The following is a 12,927-nucleotide window of genomic DNA, read 5'->3' as shown; positions in this document are numbered from 1 at the left end:
TTACCGTTAACGTTCCCGCTAGTGTTTTGTGACACCAGCTTCTTTTTCTTGTTAAATAACATCATCAATATAAAGCCAGTGCCGTCAAACAAGCTTGTTGGTGATGAAAACCAGAATTAGGTGGAATGTTCATTGCTGTATTGGTCATATCAGGGCAAAGCGCTAAACCAAAGCTTTGCTTAGCTGCCGTCAATTCACCAATAAGAAAGCTTAAATAGGCCAATTGTATTTCTAGGTCATTACTGGGCATGTCGCTAAGTTTTAACCATGTTAATTGCCCTTGGCTTGCTTGATAGTGTTTTGAGTAGTGCCCTTGCCCCTTTGCTAACTGTTTCCAAGCTGTTCTGGCTTTGGACTCACCGCGAACAAAGCTCTTTAATTCTGAAAAATCATCGCTGCCCACACTATTCGTCGTTTGATAACTTTCTCTGTTTGGCTCATCTACTTGCCCTGATAATTGATATTGACCAGCAATGAAACTTTTAGCTTTAGGATAAATAATGGCATAGTGGCCAAAATCTAACATGGCTTTACTTTTAAATAGCCCTAAAGAATATTCGCTAAATACAGTGACTCGTCCTAATTTATATTGGCCTCGTTTAGAGGGTTTATAGGCTAGGATTAACTCTTGTGTCCCCTGTTTACATTGCCCCAGGTTGACAATGGGGCTGTTTAAGCTGACATCACTAAAATGAGCATTGATATCATAATGCGTTTTTTTAGCCGTAATTTTAATGACATAATATAAGGTGGCATCAGCATAACCTTGTTGTTTTTCGCTGCTATAAAAACGCAATTGTGAAAAGTTATAAAAACTATGCAGCATGACACTAATAAACAAACTCGCTAATAAATAGCTAAACAATAAAATGATATTATTTTGGTAGTTGGTGCCTAATAAAAACACCAAGACGACAAAACCTACGTAGGTAAGGCCAAAACGGGTTGGGTATATCATTATATTTCGGCTGTTTAGTTGATGCTCTCGCCGAGTTGGGATCCGATGAGAGAGCCAACGCTCAAAGTTTTTATCAAGGAAACGTCTCAGGGGTTTAACCAATGAAAATGAAGTTATTGCCATAATGATACCCGTTAGCGATCTACTTAGTAACCAAGCGGATTAAGCACATCAACACTATTGAGTATTTGCCTAGCCACGCTGGTAGACTCCTGTTGACTTGGGTCTAGCTGTTGGTTAGCTTGCATTTCTAATCGATGTTGGCACACCACATAAAATACCGCTTGTACATCATCAGGTAAAATATAATCACGGTTATCAATAAAAGCCATCGCTTTAGCGGCTTGTAACAGTGCTTTTGATGCCCTTGGTGATAATGGCTTGCAGCTAATAATAGCGGCAGTTTCTCCGCTATTATTTACCTGGCTAGTGTGACTACTATAAGCCCGTCTACTGACATGACTTAACGCAATAATATACTCAAGCACGTCATTTGAAACACTTATTTGACTGACGGCATCTTGCATGGCAATAAGCTCATCTTGACTAACCACTGCCGCCTGATTATCTGCGGTCTTCTGATTAGTCCGCTGAGAGCTAGTTAATAAAATCTGCTTTTCCGCTTTTATATCAGGGAAGCCGAGGGATAAACGCATCATAAACCGATCCAGTTGCGACTCAGGTAATGGATAGGTACCGGCGTGAAATAAAGGATTCTGCGTAGCAATAACAAAAAATGGTCTTGGTAATTCATGGGTAATACCATCAATACTGACTTGTTGCTCAGCCATGGCTTCAAGCAGAGCACTTTGGGTTTTAGGACTCGCCCGGTTAATTTCATCGGCCAAGACCACTTGATTGAAGATAGGGCCTTTGTGCAACTCAAAACGATTAGTTTTCTGATCGAAAATGGAAAAACCAACTATATCCGCCGGTAATAAATCATTGGTAAATTGTGTGCGCTGATAAGTTAAACCCAAGGTGGTGGCTAGCACATGGGCCAGTGTCGTTTTGCCCATACCCGGTAAATCTTCTATTAATAAATGTCCTTGAGCAAGTAAACAAGCCAGCGCTAAACGGCACTCGTTCGGTTTACCTAATACCACGCTTTCAATTTTATTTAAAATGGCAGTGATGGCTGCTTGACTGGCTTGCACTATATCTACAACTGGCGGCGTTTGCGGCATAAAAAAACGTCTAATTATAATGAGTTAATTAGACGTTTTATCATGAATTGACGAGAAAGGGAATTGCTAACCCTTATTAGCTTCGATTAGGCCAGCTTAGTCGTTAATATAACGTCGATTAGCAACCGCTTCATTTAACTGACTTAATAACTGCTCGGTATCAGGCCAACCAATACAAGCATCGGTAATACTTTGTCCATAGACTTCAGCTTTACCGTTAACTAGGCTTTGATTACCTTCCACTAAATGGCTTTCAACCATAACACCGAAGATATTGTCATTGCCTTGGCTTATTTGCTGACTTACATCAGTAGCGACTAACATTTGATTTTCAAATTTTTTGTTCGAGTTAGCATGACTAAAGTCAATCATCACCTTAGGGTTTAAATCACACGAAGATAACTGCTCGGTGACCGATTTAACACTGTCCGCATCAAAGTTAGTGGTTTTTCCGCCACGTAAAATAATATGGCAATCACCATTACCTGTCGTTTCGACTATGGCCGCATGACCAAATTTTGTCACCGATAAAAAGTGATGAGATGCAGCGGCAGAGCCAATAGCATCGATAGCAATTTTAATGGTACCGTCAGTACCGTTTTTAAAGCCAACCGGACAAGAAAGCCCTGAAGCTAATTCACGATGAACTTGTGATTCTGTGGTACGCGCACCTATAGCCCCCCAACACATAAAGTCCGCTATATATTGTGGCGTGATCATATCTAAGAACTCACCCGCGGTTGGTAAACCAATATTATTAAGATCCAGCAATAATTTCCGACCTAAACGTAAACCATCATTTAATTGAAAGCTGTTATCCATATAAGGGTCATTGATCAAGCCTTTCCAACCGACCGTGGTCCGTGGTTTTTCAAAATAAACCCGCATCACTATTTCAAGACTATCTTTATACTTTTCACGTAACTTAACCAAACGCTGGCCATACTCAAGCGCAGCTTTAGGGTCGTGAATAGAGCAAGGTCCAATAATCACCAGTAAGCGATCATCTTTACCGTTGAGAATATTGTGAATAGCAGTTCTGCCGGCAACAACGGATTTAGTGGCTTGCTCTGACGCAGGAAATCGCTCCAATAAGGCAATTGGAGGTAATAAGTCTTTAATTTTATTGATGCGTACATCGTCAGTTTGGTACATAGTTGGCTCTCTACTGCTATTTGTTGCTTATTCATGACTAATTCATTTAGCCTGAATGTTGACGATACTCAGTGGTGTTTATGTTACTTTTAGCTTTGCCATATCGTTAGTTATGGCTGTAGTAAAATAACGTCCGCTAAGTACCTTATTATTAATTCCTAATTAGAATCCCAAAAACAATCTAGCAGTGTTGCTGGTTGAATACCATGAAAAACTGCTGTTATAGGCTGGTTTTTAGAATAAATATTCTAATATTGAAACATAACGACAAATGCAGTAAATATTAACTAACACCTCCGATGAATAAACACTGTACAGCGACATCATTATTTAAGTAATTCATGCCCCTCGGGTAACTGTTTTGCTATCCAAAGTGCCAATTTATGCTTCATATTGGGTTGGTCTTCATTATCGATAGCTAAGGGTTGAATGAGCTTATCATTCACCAATAAGCGATAAAGACTTTCTATTTTATCTTTGGCGGAGTTTGTCGCGGCGAAACTATTGTAGCCACGGTTAACCGCGTAATTTTCACCAATGCTTAACGCTTTTTTTAGCAATTCAGCTTCATTTTTTAATTTTTTCATTGAATATCGACCTGGTAGCAATCTGATTGTTATTACCATGCGTTAAATGACGTCTAAATACAAGCTTAACTACTGACATAAACACCGGCCTAACACACCAAATGTGACCAATAAACAAGCAATTACATATTTTAATAGGTTGCTAGCTATTGAGGTAACAATCTATTGTGTCCGCCTAGGTTTTTAAAGCCAGTTTACCCGTCATCAATCCTATTAGCGGTTATACTAGTAAACACAGGGGTTACGCTTTCTGGAGGTTATTATGTTTTTAAAAAACAGAAAAAATGGCGATATGGTCGATGTCGATAAAATCCGAGATTTAACCAATTTGTATCATGAAAAGGTTTTGGGATGTTATCAAGTGGGGGAAGAGGTACAAGACCCACAAGAATTTAAGAAATCAGAGCTGGTGTTTTTATCCGGTGAAGACTTACCTAAGTGCTGGACCGACCCAAATTACCGTGTTCATAAGAAGTAACCTTGGCCATAATATATCGTTAACAACAAATTACTAACGTGCACATCGACACTGACATTGCTAAGGGGGAGATAGCAATTACCTCCCCCGTTTCTATTCGCTCTATTAGACCTTAGCGCGGCTAGATTTTCCTGCAGTAAACCTCCATGCTAAAACTCGGCTGAACATCCGCTTGCTGACATTATTACTTTCTTCTATTTAGCTTTTTCTTTAAGGTTAATTCTATGCAGCAGCTGTTCATTATTTGAGCTAAAATAAATACAAGTGGTGATTAACTTGGGTGTGCAGTTATGTTGCGCTTATTATTGTTTATTATACTTAGCAGCCCTTTATTGCTCGGCGAGCTACTGGCAGCAGAACACCGCCCTGCTACTCAACAACATATCCCAGTGTTAACGATAAAAGGTGCTATTGGCCCTGCAGTGAGTGATTATATTGCCAAAGAAATCAGCCGAGCCAATCAACAAGCACAAGCCTCGGCTATCATACTTATTATCGATACTCCCGGTGGTTTAAGCAGTAGTTTGCGCGATATAAATCAGCGCATACTTGATTCAGACATACCGCTATTGTGCTTAGTTTTTCCACAAGGAGCACGCGCCGCTAGTGCAGGCACCTATATACTTTATGCTTGTCACGTCGCGGCAATGTCTTCAGCGACCACATTGGGCGCAGCTACGCCAGTTAATATCGCGGGTGGTTTCGCCCCTAAGCAACAAGACAAAGAAGCAAGCCGACAAAAATCCGCCATGGAGATAAAAGTCCTCAATGATGCCATCGCCTACATTCGCTCTTTAGCACAATTAAGGGGGCGCAATGTCAAATGGGCTGAGCTGGCCGTTAGCGAAGGAGCCACTTTATCTGCGAAAGAAGCGTTGGAAAAAAATGTTATTGACTATTTAGTTGAGAGTCCTGAAAAATTATTACAAGTACTTGATGGTAAAACCATCATAGTTAAACAGCAAGAATACCTACTACAGCTCGCAGGTGCGCAGTTGGTTTACCGCCAACCCGATTGGCGCAGTAAATTTATTGCCACCATTACCGATCCGAATATTGCTTATCTGTTAATGCTAATTGGTATCTATGGCTTATTACTGGAATTCTATAGCCCTGGTATTGGCATTGCTGGTGTTACTGGGGCTATTTCGTTGTTTATTGCTCTTTATGCCTTTCAGCTGTTACCGATTAACTACGCAGGTTTTGCGTTATTATTACTTGGTATCAGCTTACTCATTGTTGAGTCTATGATACCGAGTTTTGGCGTCTTTGGCATGGGTGGCTTAGTCGCCTTTATCTTAGGTTCTATTTTTCTAATAGATACCGATCAGCAACAGTTTCAAGTGTCCTTAACGCTCATTTTTTCCCTCGCCATTGCCAGCGGCTCATTTATTGTTTTTATTCTAGGCTATATATGGCGTATGCGTAGTAATCAAGTTGTTAGTGGCTTGGCCGCGCTTATTGGTGCACAAGGTACCGTACTTGAGGATTTCACCCCTGAAGGGGTTATTTTATTAAAAGGCGAGCATTGGGCGGCAATCAGCACAGAGCCACTTAAACAAGGGCAGTTAGTGACAGTGAATAGCTTTACTGGCTTAACTGTCAGCGTCTCAAGATCATCAGAACCGCAGAAAAAATAGCCAGCAAGATATGAGGTAACAACACAATGGAAATTTTAATTAATACCAGCATGCTGATGCCAATAGCAATCATAAGTTTATTGTTATTATTTGCGTTTAGTATGTTCCGTGTTTTAAGAGAATACGAACGTGGGGTAATATTTTTTTTAGGCCGCTTTGAAAAAGTAAAAGGCCCGGGCTTAATCATTGTTATTCCGATCATTCAACAAATGGTACGAGTAGATTTACGTACTGTGGTTATGGATGTGCCCAGTCAAGATGTCATCAGTCGCGATAATGTTTCGGTGCGGGTTAATGCGGTCATTTATTTTCGCGTTATCGACCCTCAAAAGGCCATCATTAATGTCGAGAATTTCTTGCAAGCAACGTCACAATTAGCACAAACAACGTTGCGCTCGGTGCTGGGTCAACATGAGTTAGATGAGATGCTTGCCAACCGAGATATGCTTAATACCGATATACAAGCGATATTGGATGCACGTACCGACGGTTGGGGCATTAAAGTATCAAATGTCGAAATCAAACATGTCGACTTAAATGAAACCATGATCCGGGCTATTGCTCGACAAGCCGAAGCGGAACGAACTAGGCGAGCTAAGATCATTCATGCCTCGGGGGAAATGGAAGCTTCCACTAAATTAGTTGAGGCTGCTAATAATTTAGCCAAGGAGCCCAATGCTATTTTATTACGCTACTTGCAAACATTGACTGAGATTGCTGGAGAAAAAAATTCGACCATTTTATTTCCCATGCCGATGGAGTTAATGAAGGGTATATTTAATCAAGGTGATAAGCCAGAGCTCAAAAACGATCAACACAGCAAAAAACCGAATAATTAAGCATAACGAATATTTTTAATGGCTCTGTTGTCGTTTATTGGCTTATGACTATCTTCGCGCCCAATAAGTAACCTCTTGCTCAGACAAAAACTGCTCTGCGCCCTTTCCTTGCAGCAAGGCTAGGGTAGCTAACATACCTGCTTGAAGGCATTGCGGTGCTAGCGTGGTAATTGATCTTGGCGCTTGCTCGATGGGCCAGCCTGTTAAGGCGTTAAGTACATGGCTATATCGCTGGCCATCTTTAACGAGAAAGCGCTTACTATCTCCGCTTGTTGCTAGGGCGCCGTGAGTTAAGGCCACTATCATTGCTTTGTTATTATCACTGTTTGGCTTAGTGTGCTCCGTTGACTCGATGGCAACTTGCCAGGGTAAATCGTTTAATCTGGGCCCAGTGACGGCCAAGTCGCCACCAAGGTTCACCAGTACTGGCAGAGCGGTTATTTGCTGGCTTAATAAAATACCGCGGTCAACCGCATATTCTTTACCAATACCACCAAAATCAAGCGCCATACCTTGGGGTAAGGTAATGCTGTTGTGCTGATAGCTCACTTTATGCCAGCCAACTAAAGGTAAAACACTGGCAACTTGCTTTTTTGTGGCGATATTATCACTGCCATCAAAGTGCCACACTTGATTTAGAATACCGGCGCTAATATCAAATAACCCCTCACTGAGCTGATAACACTGCTCAGCAAAGTTTAATAACAAGTAGCATTCTTCATCGATGGCCATGCTCTGCCCAGCACTATTATTGATTTGGTAACAGACACTGTCTTTGGTATAGCGACTAAACTTATCTTCAATACGCCAAACCTCATCACTGACCGCGCTGGCGACCTGTTTTGCCAAACGATGATCCTTTGTTTGGATCAGTACTTCACAGGGGCTTGCCATAGCGTTAAAAGATATTACATAGCCTTGCTCTTGAGCTTGGAGCGATAGCGTTCGCTTGCTGTTGTTATTTGTTTTATTAATGGCTTTATTCATTAAGGTTATTAGCAGGGTAAAATTTCATCGCAATTCTCATATAAAGTGCCATAGCACCTTCTAGGTAAGCAATTATAAAAACGAATAGCTTAACTGGAATATAACGGCTTGCACCACGGGATAGACAGTTAAGTTAGCCAGCTCGCTAGGTTGGTCAAAACCAGCATTGTTTGGCATTTGTCGATAATATTCTAACCTTACGGAAAAATCGTTACCGTTATTGAGACTGAAACCATATTTCAGTCCAAGAGTTACCGCGGTCATTGCCCCTATGCGGTAATCAGCACTGATAAAGTTTTCTTCTGATGAGCCATTACTTACTTGCTCCACAAAAGTATAGGGGCGATAAAAACCAGCGGCACTTTGTTGATAATAGCGAATATGTGGCTGTAGATAGCTTGCTTTACCAAAGCGACTAGCAAGAGGTATATGCAAAGTGCTATCCAGAGTGTGCGAGTTAATTTGCCAGTCATCCCACATATAACGATAAGAAAAATCCAGCACACTATTCAACAGGCCTTGGTCAAAATGGTATTTAGTTTGCGCAAAGACACTTTGCTTTTTGCGCTCATCCGGCCGGTGTTCATAAATATAATCTTGGGCCGTGCCCGCTTGGTTCAACACACTGACAATTTTAAAGGGATCGGTTAAATAACCCCGCACCATAGAATAAGAGTAGTTAAACTGGGTGATCATCCGGCGATTAATAACTTGGGTAAAACCCACTAAAACATCACTGGTGATCTTATTATCGCCACTGGCTATTCGCGTTGCCGCAAAATCTTCATGCCAACTAGGTGAATTGCTATCACCAATAAGCATAGAGGCATAAGGTTTAGGTATGCCACCAATAGGGGTAAATCTATCTTGAAAATGACTAAAACCTAATGAAATTGTTGAGTTTTTATTATAAAAATCCAGCGCTAAATTACCATTAAGGCCTAGGGATAAATAATCAAACTCTTTCGATAAATGGCCACCAATACTGGCGGTGTAATGTTCAGCTACGGGTTGTGTCCACTGGGCGTTTAACTGCACTCGAGTATCTTTGAAGGTGTCATCAAGGGGGGTATCCCCTGCTTGGCTAACATATTGACCCTCACCTGAGGGGCGAGTAAAAGTTTGCGCTTGAGCTTGTACCACAGCACCATTAGCTGAAGCGCCCGTTAAGGAATCGATAGTCAGCTTTACATTTAATACTTCATCGTTGGCAAAGGTTTTGTTAGCGCTGACAATGATCTCAGCCGCAGTGACCCGATCGGCTTCGGAATAATATAAAAAGGCACTATCAAATTGCCAATCTGTTAAAATTTCAGCTTTTGCCTCATGCACTATAGCGCCAGTACCTAATAAAGCGCCCGCTGCCATAGATAAAGCGGTTTTGAGATTGGTTTTTTTATGCTGGTTATGTTGTTTAGTGTCTGAATAACTCATCGATTATTATACTTAGTGCTTATTGTCTAAAAATTAATTGCAGCCACAGCCGCCGCCACCAAAGCTCTTGCCTCCGCTAGAGGCTTCTTTGGAAAAATAAATATGATCGTCCAAAGCAGCATCAATAGAGCTGGATGTTAGCGCCATTGATTTTTTTGCCAATAAATCCCGCTGCCACGGCTCTACTCCCAAACTACTGCAAGCACTAAGGTTACTAAGAACAACAACTAACAAAACAAGCTTAAATTTAGCTGTTAATTTATCCTGGTGTAATTGCAGTGATTTTTTAACGGTGGCTTGCATCGATTTCATTATTGCCTTTAATTATCTTGATATTAACCTTGTTCGAAAGAGTGACTGATGATGGCTTAATCAAGGTTAAATCCAATTTCCATAGGGGTTATTTTACCTTAAAACAAACCACTATGGCGATATTTAATCTCACCATCCGCTTTTATTACGCTAGTTTTACTCGGCTTAATGGGAAAATACTTAACTATGTGGCCCTGCCTCAGCGTGCTTGTCTTATTCACTTAGACCAGTAAATTAACGTTTCCTTAGAGTAAACTTGCGTATATAATGCGCCGCCATGGTGTTAATTAATGATAAAAAAATGACCTTCAATAAGCCCTATGCCTTATTGTGTTTTTTATTATGCTTTTGCTTTTTAAGCACAAGCTTAGCTCAGCCCTGCTTAGCAGAAACTAACGTAAACAACGGCTATTATGGCCAACTTGAGTTAGAAGATAATCATGAGCCTAGTGCGCTTTTATGCAGTCACCTTACTCTAAAAAGGTTTGACAAACCTAGCCTACTCATTGTTCATCCCCCCTTAGAAAGCCTAAACCTGCAAAGATTACCTTGCTGTAATCGTGACCCACCGGCCTCTTAAACGTTACAAAAACAGCACTCAATACTATCAGCCAAGCGATAAATAAACCGCATAAAGCATAGTGTTTTCTCTTTTTTGGAGACTTCTTGTCACTATTTTTTAATGGTGATAACAAACTCTTATTGTCCTAGCAGCCCATTATTATGATTAATACCGTTATTCTCACCCTAGTGGTCATCAGTTTTTTGATGATCATTTTTGAAGACTTAATTCACATCAACAAGGCAAAAACAACCCTGTTTTTTGGCACCCTTTGTTGGATACTCGCATTTATCTTTCCAATAAACCAAAGCCTGACCAGTGAAACAACTCAGCAACTGAATGAAAATTTACTTGAAATTGCCACCCTGTGGTTATTTCTGATGTCGGCAATGACCTTTGTTGCTTATTTAAATAGCAAAGGTTTTATCTCCGCGCTAGTGCAACGGATATTGCCGGAAACCATTTCTGAACGTGGTTTGATGTTTGTCATTGCCATTTTTGCTTTTGTCTTCTCTTCTTTCGCCGATAATGTCACCGCAACACTGGTGTCTATTACTGTGGTGGTGAATTTACAATTAGAAGTAAAAAAACGCTTAAAATATGCCACCCTAATAATATTTGCCGTTAACAGTGGTGGTGTTTCGCTGATCACCGGTGATGTCACTACCTTAATGATATTCATGGAAAACAAAGTCACCATTGCTAACTTGCTTATTTTAATTCTACCGGCATTTTTGGGGGTATTAACCTTAGCGACTTTATTATCATTCAAACTCACCGGCGAAGTTAAATTAGCGCAAACACGTATTCAGATTGATAAAGGGGATATCATTATCGCCCTAATTTTTGTTTTAACTATTTCAGGTACTTTACTCGCCAATGTCTTGTTTCATATTCCACCTGTATTGACTTTTTTGTTTGGTTTATCTGTGATGTTTTTAGTGGCTAATATGCTACCCAATAAAAATAACCAAGATGCTTTAAACTATATACGCGAAGTAGAATATGATGCCCTACTGTTCTTTTTAGGGGTGTTATTACTGGTCGGGATTTTAAAAGAAATTGGCGTACTACAGGGTTTTACTGAACTCTATCAGTACTTACCCGCCATAACAGTTAACTATTTAGTTGGATTTATGTCCTCTGTAATTGACAACGTCCCTTTAACTGCCGCGTTATTAAAATCTGGCGTTGATATGAAAGTCACCGAGTGGCTAATGCTCACCTATGCCACGGGTGTCGGTGGCTCTATTCTCGTTATAGGCTCAGCCGCAGGTATTATTGCCATGAGCAAAATTAACGAATTGAACTTCATCAGTTACTTGCAAAATATTTTCGCTTTGATTATCGCCTATACCGTGGGTTATATCGGTGTCTATTTCGCGGCTAATTGGCTAATTGGCTAAAAAATAGCAGCCACTCACTGTATCCCCCCTACTCAAGGTAACGAGCAGTGAACGTTATGCATATCTTGCTATAACGTTCACTGTGCCCCCTTAGAATTATTGACATTAACCTCATTTACGATAGTTTGTTTTTAAAAGGCATCCGTCAAATTCATTTATATGAAAAACGCGTTTTTAATCATAATATCTAAGACTCAGTCAGCAATATTTAGGATCACTTTGTGCGCTTAGCGGAAGTTAGCTATCGGTTGTTCGTAAGGTCAACTGCTAGCCATAAGCGGTCATAACCTAAGAGCTTAAAACAAAGCCGATTCATTGGTAACAGTAGCTATCTCCCTTGTCCACTGTAGACACCAGAACATCTCCCATCAGACTTTGTAATCACCATCCTTTGTAAATTTCTAAAATTGTGTAAAACGCTACAACTTCACTTTTAATGTGATGTCACATTATGAATTAATCGTAGTATTTACTAAGATCAAATTTCGGTTTAATATTCTTTTTAACAGAAAAATATTTACTCATTCGTTCCCACCTCTCCTTTCCGACGTTAACTCTTTTACAACGCTTGATTTCCGTTTCAGAAAATTCACGACATTTAGAATTTATTAATTCTTCAAAATATGGCGTTATCCCCCATAACTCTTGCCTTTCTGTTCCACTTAAGTAGTACATTTCATTTGATGAAGTATTAAACATTTTATTATAGAATTTATCTGGAACGTCCATTTCTCTCAATATTGATTTAGCGTTTTTTTGCATCTCTTTATATTTCAGTTGGGCTTGCTCGGACGTTAATTTTTTATAAGAGTCATGTGAGAAACGTAAACGATGAATCCCTAACGTGATACCTTTTTCAGAAAACGCTGTACGTTCAATGCCCGATACCCATATAAAAAAACATGCACTCCAGCATTTTTGATATTTAAAATTATCTTCATTATCTATAAAAGCATTGCCTGTACTTGTTTCCAACAACATGTCTCTAGCGGTTTTTCCTATTTTTACTGCTTCAATAACATCCCCACCTATCGAATTTAAGTTGACCGTTATTCGTGCTAAACCATGTAGATTACCTAATTCAAATTTATCTTTCCATTCATCAAAGCCTTTACGACTTTTTAACCCTAAAAACTCCTCATTGGTAATATCAAAAATATCGTTAAGTATTTTTAAAAACTTATCGTAATCCCCTTTTTCAATTTTTCCGTCAATAAAAATATCATGTACCTGTGTTGTTTTTTTGTAATATATCTCTGCTGAATTTGCTGATAATAAAAAGAATAAAGATCCAATAATTAAGATAACTTTTAGGGTATATTTCTTCACAATTACTTCTCTTTTTGGCAATAGTAATAACACAGTTTGTAGTTAAAATACCG

General features: G+C 39.8%; 12 protein-coding genes. 4 read left to right on the top strand and 8 right to left on the bottom strand.

Annotation, left to right across the window (positions count from 1 at the left end):
• Window positions 1-64: 64 nt before the first annotated feature.
• The 4 genes from CMT41_RS08400 to CMT41_RS08385 form a co-directional block, all read right to left on the bottom strand.
• Window positions 65-1,081 carry a hypothetical protein gene (locus CMT41_RS08400; RefSeq protein WP_232300040.1) on the bottom strand — a complete coding sequence of 339 codons (1,017 nt, stop codon included), beginning with the start codon at window positions 1,079-1,081 and terminating at the stop codon, window positions 65-67.
• Between the two features lie 23 nt (window positions 1,082-1,104).
• Complete coding sequence (locus tag CMT41_RS08395; protein WP_058027006.1) at window positions 1,105-2,145, bottom strand: AAA family ATPase; 1,041 nt, start codon at window positions 2,143-2,145, stop codon at window positions 1,105-1,107.
• A gap of 96 nt (window positions 2,146-2,241) precedes the next feature.
• On the bottom strand, window positions 2,242-3,300 hold the full coding sequence (gene aroG, locus CMT41_RS08390; RefSeq protein ID WP_058027005.1) for a 3-deoxy-7-phosphoheptulonate synthase AroG: 1,059 nt from the start codon (window positions 3,298-3,300) through the stop codon (window positions 2,242-2,244).
• Window positions 3,301-3,626: 326 nt separating this feature from the next.
• The gene (locus tag CMT41_RS08385) at window positions 3,627-3,887 is read right to left on the bottom strand and encodes a DUF5062 family protein (RefSeq protein ID WP_057180880.1); all 261 of its coding nucleotides are present in this window, start codon (window positions 3,885-3,887) and stop codon (window positions 3,627-3,629) included.
• 262 nt (window positions 3,888-4,149) lie between these two features.
• Between CMT41_RS08385 and CMT41_RS08380 the strand changes: the two genes are divergently transcribed.
• The 3 genes from CMT41_RS08380 (at window position 4,150) to CMT41_RS08370 (ending at window position 6,844) form a co-directional block, all read left to right on the top strand.
• A complete protein-coding gene (locus tag CMT41_RS08380) occupies window positions 4,150-4,365 on the top strand; it encodes a hypothetical protein (RefSeq protein ID WP_058027004.1) in 216 nt (71 codons plus the stop codon).
• A 290-nt stretch (window positions 4,366-4,655) separates the two neighbouring features.
• Window positions 4,656-6,005, top strand: coding sequence for an NfeD family protein (locus CMT41_RS08375; protein WP_058027003.1), 1,350 nt, complete (start codon window positions 4,656-4,658; stop codon window positions 6,003-6,005).
• Window positions 6,006-6,055: 50 nt separating this feature from the next.
• Window positions 6,056-6,844, top strand: coding sequence for a slipin family protein (locus CMT41_RS08370; protein ID WP_438819281.1), 789 nt, complete (start codon window positions 6,056-6,058; stop codon window positions 6,842-6,844).
• A gap of 48 nt (window positions 6,845-6,892) precedes the next feature.
• On the opposite strand, the gene CMT41_RS08365 is transcribed toward CMT41_RS08370, so the two are convergent.
• From CMT41_RS08365 to CMT41_RS08355, 3 genes are all read right to left on the bottom strand, one after another.
• Window positions 6,893-7,831, bottom strand: a complete 939-nt coding sequence (locus CMT41_RS08365) for an FAD:protein FMN transferase (protein WP_083494244.1) — start codon at window positions 7,829-7,831, stop codon at window positions 6,893-6,895.
• 72 nt (window positions 7,832-7,903) lie between these two features.
• Window positions 7,904-9,265: a DUF3570 domain-containing protein gene (locus tag CMT41_RS08360; protein WP_058027002.1), complete on the bottom strand. Its 1,362-nt coding sequence runs from the start codon at window positions 9,263-9,265 to the stop codon at window positions 7,904-7,906.
• A 33-nt stretch (window positions 9,266-9,298) separates the two neighbouring features.
• On the bottom strand, window positions 9,299-9,568 hold the full coding sequence (locus CMT41_RS08355; RefSeq protein WP_058028180.1) for a DUF4266 domain-containing protein: 270 nt from the start codon (window positions 9,566-9,568) through the stop codon (window positions 9,299-9,301).
• Between the two features lie 732 nt (window positions 9,569-10,300).
• Between CMT41_RS08355 and nhaD the strand changes: the two genes are divergently transcribed.
• Window positions 10,301-11,545 carry a sodium:proton antiporter NhaD gene (gene nhaD / locus CMT41_RS08345; RefSeq protein WP_197410272.1) on the top strand — a complete coding sequence of 415 codons (1,245 nt, stop codon included), beginning with the start codon at window positions 10,301-10,303 and terminating at the stop codon, window positions 11,543-11,545.
• Window positions 11,546-12,001: 456 nt separating this feature from the next.
• Here the strand turns inward: nhaD and CMT41_RS08340 are convergent, their stop codons facing one another.
• Window positions 12,002-12,874: a hypothetical protein gene (locus CMT41_RS08340; RefSeq protein ID WP_058027001.1), complete on the bottom strand. Its 873-nt coding sequence runs from the start codon at window positions 12,872-12,874 to the stop codon at window positions 12,002-12,004.
• Between the last annotated feature and the right edge of the window lie 53 nt (window positions 12,875-12,927).

The sequence above is a fragment of the Colwellia sp. MT41 genome, assembly GCF_001444365.1.
In the GTDB taxonomy this organism is placed as follows: domain Bacteria; phylum Pseudomonadota; class Gammaproteobacteria; order Enterobacterales; family Alteromonadaceae; genus Colwellia; species Colwellia marinimaniae.
This window is presented reverse-complemented; position numbering and strand designations above follow the sequence as displayed.

Excerpts from the sequence above, each read along its gene's own strand:
- CMT41_RS08400 (WP_232300040.1), bottom strand. The coding sequence starts at position 1,081 with ATGGCAATAACTTCATTTTCATTGGTTAAACCCCTGAGACGTTTCCTT.
- CMT41_RS08395 (WP_058027006.1), bottom strand. The coding sequence starts at position 2,145 with ATGCCGCAAACGCCGCCAGTTGTAGATATAGTGCAAGCCAGTCAAGCA.
- aroG (WP_058027005.1), bottom strand. The coding sequence starts at position 3,300 with ATGTACCAAACTGACGATGTACGCATCAATAAAATTAAAGACTTATTA.
- CMT41_RS08385 (WP_057180880.1), bottom strand. The coding sequence starts at position 3,887 with ATGAAAAAATTAAAAAATGAAGCTGAATTGCTAAAAAAAGCGTTAAGC.
- CMT41_RS08380 (WP_058027004.1), top strand. The coding sequence starts at position 4,150 with ATGTTTTTAAAAAACAGAAAAAATGGCGATATGGTCGATGTCGATAAA.
- CMT41_RS08375 (WP_058027003.1), top strand. The coding sequence starts at position 4,656 with ATGTTGCGCTTATTATTGTTTATTATACTTAGCAGCCCTTTATTGCTC.
- CMT41_RS08370 (WP_438819281.1), top strand. The coding sequence starts at position 6,056 with ATGCTGATGCCAATAGCAATCATAAGTTTATTGTTATTATTTGCGTTT.
- CMT41_RS08365 (WP_083494244.1), bottom strand. The coding sequence starts at position 7,831 with ATGAATAAAGCCATTAATAAAACAAATAACAACAGCAAGCGAACGCTA.
- CMT41_RS08360 (WP_058027002.1), bottom strand. The coding sequence starts at position 9,265 with ATGAGTTATTCAGACACTAAACAACATAACCAGCATAAAAAAACCAAT.
- CMT41_RS08355 (WP_058028180.1), bottom strand. The coding sequence starts at position 9,568 with ATGCAAGCCACCGTTAAAAAATCACTGCAATTACACCAGGATAAATTA.
- nhaD (WP_197410272.1), top strand. The coding sequence starts at position 10,301 with ATGATTAATACCGTTATTCTCACCCTAGTGGTCATCAGTTTTTTGATG.